The 18,210-nt window shown below is 69.8% G+C and carries 7 protein-coding genes; all 7 read left to right on the forward strand.

All coding sequences use genetic code 11. The annotated features are described in order from the left end of the window. Positions 1-129: 129 nt before the first annotated feature. The 7 genes from AB0D31_RS09820 (at position 130) to AB0D31_RS09850 (ending at position 18,172) form a co-directional block, all read left to right on the forward strand. Complete coding sequence (locus AB0D31_RS09820) at positions 130-1,932, forward strand: NAD(P)/FAD-dependent oxidoreductase (protein WP_362719527.1); 1,803 nt, start codon at positions 130-132, stop codon at positions 1,930-1,932. A gap of 255 nt (positions 1,933-2,187) precedes the next feature. Further along, positions 2,188-8,823: an amino acid adenylation domain-containing protein gene (locus AB0D31_RS09825; protein WP_362719529.1), complete on the forward strand. Its 6,636-nt coding sequence runs from the start codon at positions 2,188-2,190 to the stop codon at positions 8,821-8,823. 141 nt (positions 8,824-8,964) lie between these two features. Beyond that, positions 8,965-10,293, forward strand: a complete 1,329-nt coding sequence (locus AB0D31_RS09830) for an MFS transporter (RefSeq protein ID WP_362719532.1) — start codon at positions 8,965-8,967, stop codon at positions 10,291-10,293. Continuing rightward, positions 10,290-14,075 carry an amino acid adenylation domain-containing protein gene (locus tag AB0D31_RS09835; protein WP_362719534.1) on the forward strand — a complete coding sequence of 1,262 codons (3,786 nt, stop codon included), beginning with the start codon at positions 10,290-10,292 and terminating at the stop codon, positions 14,073-14,075. Before AB0D31_RS09830 ends, AB0D31_RS09835 begins: the two co-directional genes overlap by 4 nt. A gap of 65 nt (positions 14,076-14,140) precedes the next feature. Then, positions 14,141-15,199, forward strand: a complete 1,059-nt coding sequence (locus tag AB0D31_RS09840) for a TauD/TfdA family dioxygenase (protein WP_362719536.1) — start codon at positions 14,141-14,143, stop codon at positions 15,197-15,199. Between the two features lie 246 nt (positions 15,200-15,445). Further along, complete coding sequence (locus AB0D31_RS09845; protein ID WP_362719538.1) at positions 15,446-15,664, forward strand: MbtH family NRPS accessory protein; 219 nt, start codon at positions 15,446-15,448, stop codon at positions 15,662-15,664. A 300-nt stretch (positions 15,665-15,964) separates the two neighbouring features. After that, positions 15,965-18,172, forward strand: a complete 2,208-nt coding sequence (locus tag AB0D31_RS09850; protein ID WP_362719540.1) for a non-ribosomal peptide synthetase — start codon at positions 15,965-15,967, stop codon at positions 18,170-18,172. Positions 18,173-18,210: the final 38 nt, after the last annotated feature.

Consider the following 18,210-nt stretch of genomic DNA (forward strand, 5'->3'; position numbering starts at 1 on the left):
TCTTCCGACGGCCGTGGGTCTGTCTCGCCGGCGAGACAGACCCACGGGCCTCGTCGAACACCGACCACCACGACACATTCCAGGCGCTGGCCGGGCGGCCGGAGAAGCGCATGCGGAGGAGAGAATTTCATGTCCAGCCAAAAGGTGTCGGAGCATGCCGCGAAAGTCGCCGCCGAGCGGGCCAAGCGACTGCGGCCGGACGGCAACGACCAATATCTGAATCTCAGTGGCGAATTCGCGCACATGGACGAGGATCCCTTCACCGATCGCATCGAGCGCGAGCCGTACCGTGACCACGTCACGGCCGCAGTCATCGGCGGAGGGTTCGCCGGCCTGATGGCGAGCGCCCACCTGAAGGAGTCGGGGGTCTGCGATGTCAGGATCGTCGACACCGGCGGCGACTTCGGCGGCACCTGGTACTGGAACAGGTACCCGGGCGTCCAGTGCGACGTCGCGTCCATGATCTATCTGCCGTTGCTGGAGGAGACCGGCCACGTACCCACCGAGTGGTACGTGCACGGGCCGGAGATCCTGGAGCACTGCCAACGCATCGGCAAGCAGTACGGGTTGTACGAGAACGCGCTCTTCCACACCCGGGCCACCGGCTTGGACTGGGACGAGTCCACCCAGCTGTGGACGGTGCGGACCGACCGCGGTGACGAGTTCACCGCCCAGTTCGTGATCATGGGGCTCGGCCACCTGTCCGTGCCGAAGCTCCCCGGTATCCCGGGAATCGAGACCTACGAGGGCCACAGCTTCCACGCGAGCCGATGGGACTACGCCTACACCGGCGACCCGGCCGGAGGGCCGCTGGGCAACCTGCGGAACAAGCGGGTGGCGATCATCGGCACCGGCGCCAGCGCGGTGCAGTGCATCCCTCACCTGGCCACCGCATGCCAGGAACTGCTGGTGGTCCAGCGCACGCCCTCCGTCATCGAGGTCCGCAACAACCGGCCGATCGACCGGGAGTGGTTCGAGCAGATAGCCACGCCTGGGTGGCAGCAGCGCTGGCTGGACAACTACGCGGCCACCATGACGTCGGCCGAGCCGCCGGCCGAGGATCTGATCAACGACAGCTGGACCGCCATGGCCAAGATGTGGGGCAGGGCCGAGGAGGAAGTGCCGGCGGAGCCGGACCCGTCCGAGGAGCTTCGCGAGCCCTGGTTCTACGCGGACATGAAGAAGATGGGCCAGATCCACGCCCGGGTGGAGGAAACGGTCAAGGACTCACGGACCGCGGAACTCCTCAAGCCCTGGTACCACCTGGCGTGCAAGCGCCTGACCTTCCACGACGAGTATCTGGGCGCCTTCAACGAGCCGACGGTCCGTCTCCTCGACACCGATGGCAAGGGGGTCGAGCGGATCACGCCGCGAGGTCTCGTGGTGGACGGCACCGAGTACGAGGTGGACTGCATCATCTACGCGTCGGGGTTCGAGGTCGGCACCGCGCCCACCCGGCGCGCCGGATTCGACCCCGTCGGCAGGGACGGCAGGCGACTGTCGGAGCACTGGACCAACGGCATGCGCACGATGCACGGACTCCATGTGCACGGGTTCCCGAACGCGTTCCTCGTCCAGTCGCTCACGGGCGGGACGCGGTTCTCCAACCTCTCGCACAACCTGTCCGAGGCGGCCAAGACCGTCGCCGCCGTCATCGCGCACGCGGTCACCACGGGGGTCGACGTCGTCGAACTCACCCAGCAGGCGGAGGACTCCTGGATGAACAACGTGGGAATCGATCCGGACTGGCGCACGTTCCTGGGCACGGAATGCACCCCCGGTTACTCCAACAACGAAGGAACGGAACTCGGTCCGCATTCCCTTTGGGACGCACATAAGTTCCCCGATGGCCTGGGCTTCTTCCGACACCTTCAGGAATGGCGTGGCAGCGGGGAGTTCGACGGCCTGGAATTCCACCGTTCGGACAGCTGAAGCCGCTTGCCCCGTCTCGCCGGCGAGACAGTCCTCCCGGGCTCCGTCGAGTGGTGCCCGGGACTCATTCACCCTGGCGAGTCTGCCTGCTAGCCTCGCGAAGTAATTACAACTCCGTTTTCTCTTGGCCAATTAATTCCGCCGAAATAACGGCTCCCGATCCCGCTACGGCCCGACGCGTGGCCGGTGATTTCGGCGCCTGAGCCATCCTGCGGATCGAGACTGGTAGCGGTCGGAAACAGCGAGGTAGCCTGCATGATTCCGTTGTCGTTTGCGCAGCAGCGCTTGTGGATCATCGGTCAGTTGGCGGGGCCGAGCACGGCGTACAACATGCCGTTGACGCTGCGCCTGTCCGGGGCGCTGGACCGGCAGGCGCTGGCCGCGGCGCTGGATGACGTGGTGGGCCGGCACGAGAGCCTGCGGACCCTCTTCCCCGTCATCGACGGCGAGCCCGTCCAGCGCATCGTGCCCACCGGTGAAGTCACGCTGCCGCTGGCCTGGACGGACACCGACGAGGAACAGGTGACCGACCTCGCCGTCCAGGCCGCCGGACACCTCTTCGACCTCGCCACCGAGATCCCGCTGCGCGTCCACGCCTTCCGCACCGGACCCGACGAACACGTCCTGATGCTGCTGGTCCACCACATCGCCTGCGACGGCTGGTCGCTCGGCCCCCTCGGCAAGGACCTCGCCACCGCCTACGCGGCACGGACCGCCGGCACGGCCCCGGCCTGGACCGAACTCCCCGTCCAGTACGCCGACTACACCCTGTGGCAGCGCGATCTGCTCGGCTCCGAGAACGACCCCACCAGCACCGTCGCCCGCCAGTCCGCCTTCTGGCGCGACGCCCTGGCCGCACTCCCCGTCGAACTGGACCTGCCCTTCGACCGGCCGCGCTCCGCGACCGCCGCCCAGCGCGGAGGCCAGGTACCCATCGCCGTCGACGCGGAAGTCCACACTCGCGTCACGGAGTTGGCCCGACAGACCGGCGTGACGTCGTTCATGGTCGTCCAGGCCGCCCTCGCCGTCCTGCTGTCCCGACTCGACGGCGGCACCGACATCCCTCTCGGCACGCCGGTCGCCGGACGTTCCGAAGAAGCTCTCCGCGACCTGGTCGGCTTCTTCCTCAACACCCTCGTCCTGCGCACCGACGTCTCCGGCGACCCCACCTTCACCGAACTCCTCACCCGGGTAAGGGAGACGGACCTCGCCGCCTTCGAGAACCAGGACCTCCCCTTCGAACGCCTCGTCGAGGTCATCGCCCCACCCCGCACCGCCGCACGTCACCCCCTCTTCCAGGTCATGCTGTCCTTCAACACCAACACCGGAGCCACCTTCGGCCTCCCCGGACTCACGACCGGCGAATTCGACATCCCCGCACCCGAAACAGCCAAATTCGACCTCAACTTCGAATGCGAGGAGCGGTTCGGTCCCCAGGGGCAGCCGACCGGCATCAAGGGGTTTCTCGAGTACGCCACCGACCTGTTCGACCACGACACGGTCCAGGCGCTGGCCGAGCAGTTCGACCACCTGCTCGGAGAACTGACCTCCCACCCCGGCCGGCCCGTCGACCTGACGGACCACCGGGCACGGCCCGCCGGTTTCCGCAGCGAGGTCGGCGAGGCCGAGGCGGTACTCGCGGGGTACCCCGGAATCGCCGAGGCCACGATCATCGCCCGCCCGGACACCCCGGGTGACAAGCGTCTGGTCGGCTACGTGGTTCCCGGCCCGGGCCTCGACCCGGAAGCCGCCGTACGGCTGCCCGCGACCCTGCGCGAGCACGCTGCCGGGCTCCTGCCCACGCGCCTGGTGCCGGCCGCGGTCGTGGTCCTGGAGCGGCTGCCGCTGACGGATCACGGGAAACTGGACCGCGAGGCCCTGCCCGCACCGGACCCGGCCGTCGTGGCCGCCCGCCGTGCTCCGACGACCGTCCAGGAAGAGATCCTGTGCGCCGCGTTCGCCAAGGTGCTGAACCTGGAGCTGTCCACCGTCGGCATCGACGACAACTTCTTCCTTCTCGGCGGCCACTCCCTGCTCGCGACCCGGCTGGTCGCCCTCATCCGCACCCTGCTCGGGGTCGAACTCGGCATCCGTACGCTGTTCGCGTCCCCCAGCATCGCCGCCCTGGCCAAGGCACTGGCCGGGGCGGGCCCCTCGCGTCCGGCGCTGGCGACCGTGGATCGTCCGGAGTCGCTGCCGTTGTCGTCCGCGCAGCAACGCTTGTGGTTCCTGCACGAGTTGGAGGGACCGAGCGCCACCTACAACATCCCGGCGCCCATCAGGCTTTCCGGTGTGGTCGACACCGGTGCGCTGGACGCGGCTTTGCGGGATGTCCTCGGGCGCCACGAGGTACTGCGCACTCTCTTCCCGTCGGTCGAGGGACGGCCGTACCAGCGGGTGGTGCCGGTCGAGGAGCTCGGCGAGGTGCTCACCGTGGTTCCGGCGGCGCTGGTCGGTCCGTCCGGCCTGGCCGCGTCGATCAGCGAGGCAGAGCGCTACTGCTTCGACCTCTCGGCCGAAGTGCCTTTCCGGGCCTGGCTGTTCGAAGCCGGTGCGGACGACTACGTGCTGGTGCTGCTCGTGCACCACATCGCCGGTGACGGCTGGTCGCTGGTGCCGCTGGTCCGGGACTTCTCGGTGGCGTACACGGCGCGGCTGGCCGGCCAAGAACCCGGATGGGCGCCGCTACCGGTCCAGTACGCGGACTACACGCTCTGGCAGCGTGCACTGCTCGGCGATGCGCAGGACCCCGAGAGCCTGCTGAGCAAGCAACTGGCGCACTGGCGCAGCGCGCTGGCCGACATACCGGAGGAACTGGCGCTGCCCGTCGACCATGCCCGCCCCGCGGTGGCCACGCATCGCGGCGGGAGCGCGCCGCTGGAGATCCCCGCGCTGCTGCACGCCCGGGTCACCGAACTGGCCCGGGACGAAGGCGCGACGGTCTTCATGGTGCTCCAGGCCACGCTGGCCGTGCTGCTCTCCCGACTCGGCGCCGGCCAGGACATCGTGATCGGAACCCCGACGGCCGGGCGCACCGACACCGCGCTCGACGACCTCGTGGGGTTCTTCATCAACACCCTCGTCCTGCGCACGGACGTGTCCGGTGGTCCGTCCTTCGGCGAACTGCTCGGCCGGGTGCGGGAGCAGACGCTCGACGCGCTGGCGCACCAGGACGTACCGTTCGAGCGCCTGGTCGAGGAGCTGGCCCCCGTCCGCTCCTTGGCCCGCCATCCGCTGGTCCAGGTCATGCTCGCGCTCCAGAACAACGCCGATCCTGTGCTCCGACTGCCGGGCCTGCGCACGAGCTTCCTGCCCGACGAGGGCACCCTGGCGAAGTTCGACCTCTCTTTCGACCTGCGCGAACACTTCGACGAGCACGGCCGGCCCGCCGGAATGACCGGCGGGATCTCCTACGCCGTCGACCTGTTCGACCAGGCGAGCATCGAGCAACTCGCCGACCGCTTCACCCGTGTCCTCGACACCCTGGCCACCGGCCCGGACCAGCGGGTCGACCAGGTCCCGGTGCTCTCGGCCGCGGAGCGGGAGAAGGTGCTGCACACCTGGAACGACACCTCTCGCTCCGTCCCGCCCACGACCCTGCCGGCGCTCTTCCAGGACCAGGCCGCCCGCACCCCCGAGGCCACCGCGGCCGTCTTCGACGGCACCGCCCTGACCTACGGCGAGCTCAACACCCGCGCCAACCGGCTGGCGCACCACCTGATCGAGCACGGGGTCGGCCCCGAGGACATCGTGGGCATGGCGCTGCCACGGTCGATCGACCTCGTCGTGGCGATGCTCGGCGTGCTCAAGGCGGGCGCGGCGTATCTACCGATCGACACCGAGTACCCGAAGGAACGGGTCGGGTTCATGATCGAGGACGCGAAACCGTCGTACGTCGTGACGCTCCAGGCCACCGCGGCGTGGCTGCCGGCCGACGCACCCCTGCTGGTCCTGGACGACGCTGCCACCCAGGAGGAGCTGACCGCACATCCGGCCTGGGGTCACGACCCGACCGACAGCGAGCGCACCGGCCCGCTGACCCCGGCTCACCCCGCCTACGTCATCTACACCTCCGGTTCCACCGGAAGGCCCAAGGGCGTGGCGGTACCGCACCACAGCATCACCAACTTCATCACCGTTCACCGTGAGTCGGTCTTCGCCTGCGCCGCCGATCGGTCGGACGGCCGCCCGCTGCGGGTCGCGCTGACCACCTCCATATCCTTCGACGCGGTGTGGGACCAGCTGTCGTGCCTGCTGGAGGGGCACGAGCTGCACGTCGTGGGCACGGAGGTGCTCTCCGACCTCGGCCTCCTCGCGACCTGGCTGGACGCACACGACGTCGACTTCCTGGAGCTGACCCCCACGCACATGGCCGCCGCCGTGTCGGCAGGCCTGTTCGACAACGGCCGCCGTACTCCGGCACTGCTCGTGGTCGGTGGTGAGGCCGTACCCGACTCACTCTGGGAGTGGCTCGGATCGCTGGGTGAGGGCACCCGCAGCTTCAGCTTCTACGGACCCACGGAGTGCACGGTCTACCAGGTCTTCGCCGAGCCTCGGTCCACTCCGCGGCCGGTACTCGGCGGACCCACCTTCAACATGCGGGTGTTCGTGCTCGACGACGGCCTGGAACCGGTGGCCCCCGGTGTGACGGGTGAGGTGTACGTGGCGGGTGCCGGTCTGGCGCGTGGCTACCTGAACCGTCCCGCACTGACCGCGGAGCGGTTCGTGGCGTGCCCGTTCGGTGCGCCCGGCGAGCGGATGTACCGGACCGGGGACCTGGCGCGGTGGCGGGCGGACGGAACCCTGGAGTTCGCGGGCCGGGCCGACGACCAGGTGAAGATCCGGGGGTTCCGGATCGAGATCGGGGAGATCGAGGCGGTGCTGGCCCGGTATCCCGGTATCGCACGGGCCGTGGCGGTGGTCCGCGAGGACATCCCCGGTGACAAGCGCCTGGTCGGTTATGTGGTACCCGCCCCGGGCCAGTCCCCGGAGCAGATCGCGCAGTTGCCAGGCCTGTTGCGCCGGCATGCCGCTGGGCCGCTTCCGGGCTACATGGTGCCGGCCGCGGTCGTGGTACTGGACCGGCTGCCGCTGACCGCCAACGGCAAGCTGGACCGCAAGGCCCTGCCCGTCCCGGACTACTCGGCCGCCTCGACACACCGCGCTCCGACGACCGTGCGGGAGGAGATGCTGTGTGCGGCGTTCGCCGAGGTGCTGGGTCTGCCCGCCGTCGGCGTCGACGACCACTTCTTCGAACTCGGCGGGCACTCCCTTCTCGCGACCCGGCTGGTCGCCCGCATCCGCGCCCTGCTCGGCGTGGAACTCGGCATCCGCACCTTGTTCGAGGCCCCCACGGTCGCCGCCCTGGCCGGTGCACTGGTCGAGGCGGGACCCTCCCGTCCGCCGCTGGTGGCCGGAGTTCGTCCGGAGTCGCTGCCGTTGTCGTTCGCACAGCAGCGGTTGTGGATCATCGGTCAGCTGGCGGGGCCGAGCACGGCGTACAACATGCCGTTGGTGCTGCGGCTGTCCGGACCGCTTGACCGGCGGGCGCTGGCCGCGGCACTGGCCGACGTGGTGGGCCGGCACGAGAGCCTGCGGACCCTCTTCCCGGTCGTCGACGGCGAACCCGTCCAGCAGATCCTGTCCGCCGACGCGGTCACCCTGCCCCTGACCTGGACGGACACCGACGACGAACACGTCACCGACCTGGTGATCCAAGCCACCGGACACGTCTTCGACCTTGTCGGCGAAATCCCGCTACGGGTGCAGGTCTTCGGCATCGGGCCGGACGAGCACGTCCTGGTCCTGCTGGTGCACCACATCGCCTGCGACGGCTGGTCGGTCGGACCGCTGGGCGACGACCTCGCCACCGCCTACACCGCACGCCTCGCCGACGCCGCCCCGGCCTGGACCGAACTCCCGCTCCAGTACGCCGATTACGCCCTGTGGGAGCGCGATCTGCTCGGCTCCGAGAACGACCCCACCAGCACCGTCGCCCGCCAGTCCGCCTTCTGGCGCGACGCCCTGGCCGCACTGCCGGTGGAACTCGACCTGCCCTTCGACCGGCCGCGCCCCGCCACCCCCGCCCGGCACGGCGCCCGGGTCCCCGTCACCATCGACGCCGAAGTCCACGCCCGGGTCACGCAGTTGGCCAGGCGGACGGGCGCGACGCCGTTCATGGTCGTCCAGGCCGCTCTCGCCGTCCTGCTGTCCCGGCTCACCGGCGACACCGACATCCCCCTCGGCACGCCGGTCGCCGGACGCACCGAGGAAGTCCTCCACGACCTGGTCGGGTTCTTCCTCAACACCCTCGTCCTGCGCACCGACGTCTCCGGCGACCCCACCTTCACCGAACTCCTCACCCGAGTACGGGAAACGGACCTCGCCGCCTTCGAGAACCAGGACCTTCCCCTCGAACGCCTGGTGGAGATCGTCGCCCCACCCCGGACCGCGGCACGCCACCCCCTCTTCCAGGTCTTGCTGTCCTTCGACACCAACATCGAGGCCGCGTTCGACCTCCCCGGACTCGAAGTCGGCGCGTTCGAGATCCCGGAACACGAATCCCCCAAGTTCGACCTGAACTTCCTGCTGCGGGGGTCGTACGAGCCGGACGGGCGACCGGCCGGCATCACGGGGATCATCGCGTACGCCACCGACCTGTTCGACCACCACACGGTCCAGAACTGGGCCGAGCGGCTCAGCCTGCTGGTCGCGGAGCTGACCGTGGACCCCGACCGGCCCATCGGCTCGGTGGCAGTCCCCGAACCGGCCGGACGGAACAGGAACCCCGACCGGTCGGCGACCCGACCGGCGCTCGGCCCCGGACGCCGGCGGGTGGTGGCCCCTCCCGGCCCTTCGCCGGTTCAGCCGCTCGGTGAAGCCGCTGACTGAGTGCCCGGGGGAAAGTCCAGGCACGCCCGCACACCGCCCGGCACGTCCCCGATCACCCGTGCGGCGAATTCGACCCGATAGGAAGACTGTGATGGCCCAACGAGCCGAGACCCTGCGCTCCCCCGAGGCGGTGTGGCGGTCATGAGCGATGTCGCGAGCGCCGGCAAGAAGCCGGCTTCGCTGTTCCGCCGGCGGAACTTCGTGCTGCTGTGGACAGGTCAGTCCGCCTCGATGCTCGGTACTCCGATCACCTACGTCGCGATGCCGCTGACCGCGGTTCTGCTGCTCCACGCGACGCCGATGGAAGCCGGCGTGCTCGTCGCCCTCGAGACGCTGCCGTTCCTGCTCTTCGGCCTCTTCGCCGGCGTGATGCTGGACCGCCGGGCACGCCGGTCCGTGATGATCGTCGCCGACGTCGTACGCGCCCTGACCCTCGCCTGGATCCCCCTCGGATACTGGCTCGACGTGCTGAACATCGGTCAGCTTTTCGTCGTGGTCTTCGTCGTCGGCGTGATGACGATGTTCTTCGACCTCGCCGTCCAGTCCTACACACCCGGTCTGATCGGCCGGGACCGGCTCGCCGAGGCGAACACGAAGCTGGAACTGTCGGGCTCGACGGCGCAGGTCGTCGGGCCGGGCGCGGCGGGCCTGCTGGTCAGCGCGCTCAGCGCACCGGTGGCGATCGCCGTGGACGCGGCGACCTACGTCCTGTCCTTCCTCACGGTGGCGGGACTGCCGGCCGACGAGGCGCCGAAGCCCAAGCCCGGGGCTCAGACCCTCTCGGTGTGGGCCTCGATCCGTGAAGGATTCGCCGCGATCGTGCGGCACCCGCTGCTGCGCTGGTTCACCACGGCCGCGCTGATCATCAACCTGTTCTCCGGCGCCCTGACATCGGTGTTCTTCCTCTATCTGCTCCGGGTCCTCGACATGGGCTCGAAGCAGATCGGCCTGGTCCTCGCGGTCGGCAGCATCGGTGCCCTGATCGGTGTCCTCCTGGTCGGCCGACTGACCGAACGGTTCGGCGTCGGCCCGACACTGATCCTGACGATGGCGCTGCCCGGGCTGGGATATCTCCTTCTCGCGGCCGTACACGGCCACTCGCCGGCTGCGGTCGCCGCCGTCGCGGCCTCGTCCTTCGTCGTCCAGTTCAGCATTCCCATCTTCAACGTGACGGTGATCAGCTTCCGGCAGGTCTCCACCCCGGACGAGCTGCTCGGGCGGGTGAACGCCACGGCCCGTACCTGCGCCTTGGGCGCGTTCTCGCTCGGCTCGCTGCTCGGCGGTGCGCTCGCCTCCGGGACCGGACTGCGGACGGCTGTGGTGCTGGCGGCGAGCGGGACGTTCCTGGCCTCCCTCGCCCTGCTGTTCTCACCCGTGCGGACGGTACGCCGCCTCGGGGCGTCCCCCAGTGAATCCGACCCGGCCCTCGCGCCGGAACCCGGCCCGACCGTTCAGGAGCAGTCATCATGACGAGCGTCGAGACCTGGCAGGAGGAGGGCTATCAGCTCTCCCCGCAACAGCTCGCCCGGTCGGGCGAGGCCGGGAGTGCGGCGGTGCGCACCGTCCGCACCGCCACCCGGATACCGGTGCCGGATCTGGAGGCCCGGATCGCGACGGCGGTCGCCACGCACGAGAGCCTGCGTACGCGGTACAGCGAGTTCGCGGGGCTGCCCACGGTCGTTCAGGTCGTGGATCCGGTGGGCCCCGTCGCGATCGAGCGGTCGGGAACGGATCGCACCGTGTTCCGGGCCGGGGCGCTGACCGTCGAGCACGAGCTGGGTCCGAACGGCACACGGCTGGTTCTCACCCTGCCGCGGCTGAGTGTCGACGACGCTTCCTGGACCCTGCTCGTCGACCTGCTCCTGGAGGACGCGGTCGCCGAGGCCGGGGAGACGGTGCTGCAGTACGCCGATGTCGCCGCCTGGCTCGCCGAAGTGCTGGACGAGTCGGCGCAGCCGCCGGTGGCCGACGAGGCGGCGCGGCAGTCGTCGAAGCCGTCCCGCGCGCTGCCCTTCCTCACTCCCCTCGCCCTCCGGGACCCGGCCGCCGAGCCGGTGAGCGTCTCGGCCGTCGTCGAGGGGCCGGCTCTGGAACGGCTGGACGAACTCACCGGACGGTGCGGCGTGAGCGAGGCCGCGGTGCTGCTGGCTCTGTGGCGCTCGCTGTACGGCCGGTACTGCCGTGACGCCGACGACCAGGTGCTGGTGCTGGCCGACGGCCGGTCCACGGAAGGCCTGGAGAACGTGCTCGGCCTGTTGGAGCGCCCGGTACCGGTGCGGCTGGCGATCGGCGCGGACACTCCGGTCGCCGACGCGCTCCAGGCCTCGCAGGACGCGCTCCGCTCCGTAGCGGCGATCGAGAACCAGATCGACCCGGGCACCGCGACCTCCGCCCACCATGCGGCGGACGGCTGCCCTCTCTCGTACCGGCACCGCCTGGACCGGTGGGCCGGGGAACTCTCGGCCGGCGCGTCCGGCCACGAAGCTCCTGGCGCGCTGCACCTCGACTGCGTGCGTGGGTCGCGGACTCTGCGCCTGACCTTCGCCGGCGGCGCGGGCTTGGTTGCCCAGGCCGACGTGGACCTCGTCGCGGAGGCGTTCGGACATCAGCTGTCCGATCTGCTGGACGGCGGCACGGAACGCGCCGTCGGTGGCCTGCGCCTCACCGCGCCGGACGCGCCCACCGCCGGGGCCGGGCCCCGCGCGTCGTACGCCTCGGTGGTCGACCGCTTCCTCGCCCAGGCGGAGCGCACGCCCGCCCAGCCCGTGCTGCGCTGCGGCGAGACAGTCGTGTCCTACCGGGACGCGGCGCAGGGCGCGGACGCGGTGGCGCACCTGCTGCGCGAGCACGGTGTGCGGGCAGGGCAGCGGGTCGCGCTGTTCGTTCCCGCCTCGGCGGAAACGGTCGTCGCGATGCTCGGCGTCTGGCTCGCCGGCGCGGCGTTCGTCCCCCTCGACCCCACGTGGCCGCAGCAGCGGATCGACACGATCCTGCGGGAGGCAGACCCCGCGCTGCTGCTCACCCCCGATCCGAAGGCCGATCACCAGGCCTCCGTCCGCATCGTGTGCACCGCCGACGCGGTCGTCGACGCGGCGCGCGCGGTGACTTCCGGCGCCACGGCCACGGGTCCCGCCTATGTGATCTTCACGTCGGGCACCTCGGGGCTTCCCAAGGGCGTCGTCATCGGGCACGAGCAGGTGTCGCACTACGCCTCGGCGATCGGCGGGACGCTGGGCCTGTCCGAGGGCGCCGAGTTCGCGGCGGTCTCCACCCTCGCCGCCGACCTGGCCTACACGGCGGTCTTCCCGACCCTGGCCGGCGGAGGCTGCGTCCAGCTCGTCCCCACCGAGACCGCCACGAGCCCCGCGGCTCTCACCGAGTGGTTCCAGGGAAACCCCGCGGCCGCGATGAAGCTGGTCCCCTCGCACCTCTCGGCGTTGCTGGCCGAGGCTGCCGATCCGCTCGCACTGCTGCCGAGCGAGGCGCTCGTACTCGGCGGCGAACTGCTGCCGCGTCCGTTGTACGAGAGGCTGCGAGAGATCGCGCCGTCCTTGCGTCTGTACAACCACTACGGCCCGACCGAGTCGACGGTGGGTGCCGCATGCCTCCCGCTGGACGCCCCGATCGACGAACGCTGTTCCTCGATCCCGGTGGGCTCCGGCCTCGGGGCGAACGTCCTGACGGTGGTCGATGCGGCGGGTGCGGCCCTGCCGCCCTGGTGCCCAGGTGAGGTGTTGATCAGCGGGCCCGGCGTGGGCCTCGGCTACCTCGCGCGGTTGCGCGAAGGCGAGTCGGGCTTCGGTACGGGGGACACCGCGGACGCCCACCGGACCGGCGACCTCGGCCGCCTGGTGCCCGGCCACGGCATCGAGATCCTCGGCCGGATCGACGACCAGGTGAAGCTGCGCGGATACCGTGTACAGCTCGGCGAGATCGAGACGCTGCTGGCGGATCGGCCCGGCGTCGGCGCCGCGGCGGTCGTGGCGCGCGCGGACGCCGACGGACTCGTCACGCACCTGGACGCCTACCTCACCGCCGCCGGCGGAGTGGACATCTCCGTCGAGGACGTGCGGGCAGCGGTGATTCTGCACCTCCCGGCCGCCCTCGTGCCGACCGGGTGGCAGGTGCTGGAGCGGTTCCCGCTGACCCGCAACGGGAAGCTCGACCGCCGCGCCCTCGCCCCGATCGCGCCGCCGAAGGCCCGGGCGGGCCGGCCGCGCGACTCGGTGGAACAGCGTCTGCTGGCGATCTGGTCCTCGATCCTCGACCAGGACATCTCCTCCCCCGACGCGGACTTCTTCGAGTTCGGGGGACAGTCGCTGCGTGCGATCAAACTCATGGCCCAGATCAACAACGCCTTCGGCCTGCGTCTGCCGATGTCCGCGGTGTTCAGCGCCCCGACCGTCGCGGCGATGGCGGAGCTGGTGCGCAGCAGCGATGTCCAGGACTCCAACCTGGTCCCGCTGCGCGCGGCCCGCGGCCCGCATCAGCAGGCCCCGGTCTTCTGTATCCACCCCGGCGGCGGCAACACCCTCAGCTACTGGGAGCTGGCCCGGCTGATACCGGCGGACCGGTCGGTCTACGGCATCGAGGCCTGGGGTCTGCACGGCAGGCCGCCGCAGGACGATTTCGCCGCCATGGCCGAGGAGTACGCGGCGAACATCGCGGCCGTCGGCGATGCCGCTCCCGTGATCATCGGCTGGTGCTTCGGCGGAATCATGGCCTACGCCACGGCCCAGGCGCTGCGCCGTTCCGGGCGCGAGGTGGCGCAGCTGATCATCGTCAACTGCGGCGTTCCCGGTGACCCGGCGGGCGCCCTGGCGCGGCAGCCCGCCGACCATCTCATGCGCCGCTTCGCCTTCCACTACCAGCTGGACCTGCCGGAGGGGCCGCTCGGTCAACTCGGTCATCAGGAACTGCTCAAGGCCATGCAGGACGTCGGGCGGCTGCCTCCCGACTCCGGTGAGGTGGAGCTGCGGACCCTGCTGGACGTCTACATGACCAACATGACGGCGCTGGACCGCTACTTCGTGCAGGAGCAGGCCGAACTCGGCCGAGCCGACTTCCCGGTGCTGTTGGTGCGCGCCGAGCCGGCCGATGAGCCGCAGGCTCCGGACCGTACGTGGGGCTGGGGGTCGGTGGTCGGACCTGAGCTCGGCTTCGCCTCGGTGGCAACCACCCACCACGGCATCATGCGGCAGCCCGCGGTGGAGGAACTCGCCGAGCTGATCCAACGGAAGATCGACGCGTGACCGGGAGATCGACGCATGACACGGAGCACGGCCGGGTTCACCGCTCAGGAAATGAGGACCAGGACATGAACGAAGCCGCTTCCAGGACACCGGGGCCACGCTCCCTGCTGGGCGCGACTCGGCGGCAGGTGCGGATACCCAGCGGGGATTCGGTGGAGATCGGCTTTCTGCCGGAGTCACCGACGACCCCGGTCCTCATCTCGCCGGCCGGTCCGGGCGTCGACCTGCCCGGCTGGTTGCACGCGAACCGGGAAGACCTCGAAGCACGGCTGTTGCGGCACGGCGCGGTCCTGCTCCGGGGGTTCCACGCCGGTTCGGTGGAGAGGTTCGAACAGGCCGCTTCGGCGATTTGCGGCACCCTCTTCCCTGAATACGGGGACCTTCCGCGAGAGGGTGAGTCAGCCCGCGTATACAAGTCGACGCCCTATCCGGAAGACCTCTCGATCCTGTTCCACAACGAGAGTTCGCATCTGCCGCAGTGGCCGATGCGGCAGTTCTTCTCGTGCATCGTGGCCCCGCAGTCCGGTGGTCAGACGCCGATAGTCGACTGCCGGACGGTTCTCGCCCGGATGCGTCCGGAGCTGGCCGAACTCTTCGTCACCAAGAAGCTCCGCTACGTCCGCAACTTCATCGAAGGCGTCGACGTCAGCTGGTCGCGCTTCTTCGGATCCGACGATCCCGCCGAGGTCGAGCGCAAGTGCGCCGAGGAGGGGACGAGCTTCGAGTGGACGCCGGACGGAGGACTGCGGACCTCGCGTCAGGCCGATGCGGTGCTGCGCCACCCGACGACCGGCGAGACCGTTTTCTTCAACCAGCTGGCGCTGCACCACCCTTCGTCGCTGGACCCGGAGACGCGCTCCTCACTGCTGGAGATCTGCGGCGATCAAGGGATGCCGCGCAACGTCTTCTGGGGCGACGGCACCGTCATCGACGACGCCGTTGTGGACGAGGTCCGCGACCTGATGGACCGGGAGTCGGTCGCCTTCTCCTGGCAGGAGGGTGACGTCCTCGTCATCGACAACATGCTGGTCGCGCACTCACGCAGTCCCTTCACCGGGCCGCGGAAGATCGTGGTGGCGCTCGGCGACATGACCGGCGGGCAGGCCGTGCCCACCATGGGCTGAGCTCGGTTCGAGCTCCAGTCGCATATCACCGGGTGGTGCTGCGGGCAGCAGTTCGCCGCGCAGCCGTCGCCGCCTGCCTTCGTTCCGACGGAGCTCAGGAATAGCAATCTTCCATTGCACCGACGCCGATGTCTCGCCGGCGAGACACACCTCATGCGAGGCAAAACCGTTCAGCCGCCGCAGCGGTGACGGCTGGTTATCGTCACTGTTACCCTGGCGGCTGATATCAATTCATCAGGAGAATCCGTGGCACAGCCGTTCGAGGACGAAGAAGGCGCATTCCTGATTCTGGTGAACGACGAGAACCAGCATTCACTGTGGCCAGCCTTCAGCGCGGTACCGGCCGGCTGGAAGGCGGTGTACGGCGAGCAAACTCGCGAGAACTGCCTTGAATACGTTTCCGCGCACTGGACGGACATGAGGCCGGCCGGCCTGATCAGGGCCATGGACGATGAACCGCAGTAAAAACGAGTTCCGCACCTCTACGGACGCACTGGTGGCCAGTAGCGCGCGAACCCTCTTGGGACAAACGAATTACTTGCAATACCCCGCGCTGTCCGCATCATCTTCAAGAATCTAGCGCTCAGAACAAAAAGAGTTATCCGTGAGCAAATCTAACGCCATCACACTGTTCGGGCGGAACGCCGCGGTCCATGCGGACCAGCCGACCATCTCAGACCAGGAGCACACCCTGACTGCACGGCTGCGTTCCAACTTCATGTCCGGCTTCAACCGCTTGGCAGTGCGGGCGATCGGGAGGTCCCAATGACCAGCGCGGCTACGACGATCGCGACAGTGGTCGCGGTAATTCACCGGCGGACGGGCGGCGAGCGGATCAGCGTTCTGCATCGGGACGCGGACGGGATACGTGGACCGCTGGAGGTGGATGTCTCAGGCGATCCGACGCTCGTCGCTCTGGCCGAGCGGGTAGCGGCGGAGTGGGACGCGGCACCGCCCGAGGTCGACTACTACGGTGACGCGCGATCGGTGGACGTCGAGGTCTTGGCCACCGGCGCGGACACCGAAGAAGCCGGGGCAGCGCTGACCGTACGACCGTCAGGTGACACGCCCATCGCCACTCAGGCGCGGCGAGCGGCGGCGCAACCGGACCTCTGCCTGAGCCGGCTCGATCTGCTGACCGAAGCCGACGAAGCGAAAGTGCGTGGCTTCATGGCCGGCCCACCGGCGAAGGAGCTGCGTCCGGTGCCGGTGCTGATCGCCGAGCGAGCCGCGTCGACTCCCGACGCCGTCGCGCTCAGCCGGGGAGGCGACCACGTCACGTATCGCGAGCTCATGGACCGATCTGGCGCCCTGGCCGCAGAACTCCGCACGGCGGGAGTTCGCACCGGCTCGGTCGTCGCCGTCCTCATGCCGCGCTCCCCGGAAGCTGTGATCGCCCTGCTCGGCGTGGTTCGTGCCGGTGGCGCGTACCTGGCAGTGGATCTCAACGATCCGACCGAGCGGGTGCACCGGCTGTTGGCCACCGCCGACGTGCGCGTCGCTGTGACCGATCCGGACCTGGCCGTTGAGTTGCCCGACAGCGTGCGGGCCATCGCGTTCGACAGCACGGCGGGTACGACCGTACCGCCGACGCTTCCTGACCTTGATCCCGAATCTCCGGCCTATATCTCCTTCACTTCGGGCACAACGGGTCAGCCCCGCGGGGTTGTGGTGCCGCACCGCGCCGTCAGCCGCCTGGTCGCCGACCCCGATTGGCTCGACCCCATGCCCGGCGACGTCTTCCTGCAGGCGGCGCCGCCGGCCTTCGACGCCTCCACCCTCGAGTTGTGGGCCCCCCTCGTCCACGGCGCACGGCTGGCGGTCCTCCCGCCCGGGCCGATGGACACCGACACCCTCGCCGACACCCTGGCCGCCGAGAAGGTCAGCGTGCTGTGGCTGACTGCCGGGCTCTTCCACCAGTTCGTCGCCGCCCGGCCCCAGGCGCTGGCCGGCGTCCGACGGCTGATCGCCGGCGGCGACGTGATTTCTCCGGCCCACCTGAACCATGTGCTGGCCGCCCAGCCCGGCCTGACGTTCACCAACGGTTACGGTCCCACCGAGAACACCACCTTCACGACATGCTGGGTCGCCGACGGCCCGACCGGTGGAGATCCGGTGCCGATCGGCCGGCCGATCGCCGGGACTTCGGTCGCCGTCACGGACTCCCGGATGCGGTTGGTTCCGATCGGTGTGCGCGGCGAGCTGTGGGCCGGTGGTGAGGGTGTCGCGCTCGGTTACATGGGCGACCCCGCGGCCACCGCCGAGCGCTTCCTTCCCGACCCGTTCGCCGACCAGCCGGGCCGGCGCATGTACCGGACCGGTGACCTGGCCAGTTGGACCGAGGACGGCACGCTGCTCTTCCACGGTCGGGGCGACGGCCAGGTCAAAGTCCGCGGATACCGGGTGGAGCCCGGCGCCGTCGAGACCGAGTTGCTGGCTCATCCGGACGTGCGGCTGGCCGCCGTCGTGGCGCAGCGCGACCCCTCGGGGGATGCTCGGCTCATCGCATACGTCGAGGCACGAGGTGGGGCGGCGCACCACCACGCCGATCTCGCGGTCCGCCTGCGGACCCACCTGGCCACCACTTTGCCCGCGTACTCGCTGCCGGCCGCGATCCTGGTCCGTGACGCGCTCCCACTGACGGTCAGCGGCAAGGTGAATCGCCGGGCACTGCCTGCCAGTAGCGCCATCGCGCGTTCGGTGTGGAACGAGTACGTCCCGGCCCGCGACAGTCTCGAACAACGCCTGACGGAGTTGTGGGGTGAGGCGCTGAACGTGGAGCCGATCGGGGTCGAGGACGACTTCTTCGAACTCGGCGGGCACTCACTGCTCGCCGCGGAGCTGCTCAGCCAGATGCAACGGGAGTTCCAGGTCAAGCTGGCCGCCCGAACCCTGTACCTGCAACCGACCATCGGCGAGTTGGCCGCGCAGATCGCCGACCTCAGCCGGGAGATCACTCGTGACGACGTCTAGCTCCACCCACTCGGCACGAATACCGGGCTGCCCGGTCC

It is taken from the genome of Streptomyces sp. NPDC048361, assembly GCF_040651795.1.
Taxonomy (GTDB): Bacteria; Actinomycetota; Actinomycetes; order Streptomycetales; family Streptomycetaceae; genus Streptomyces.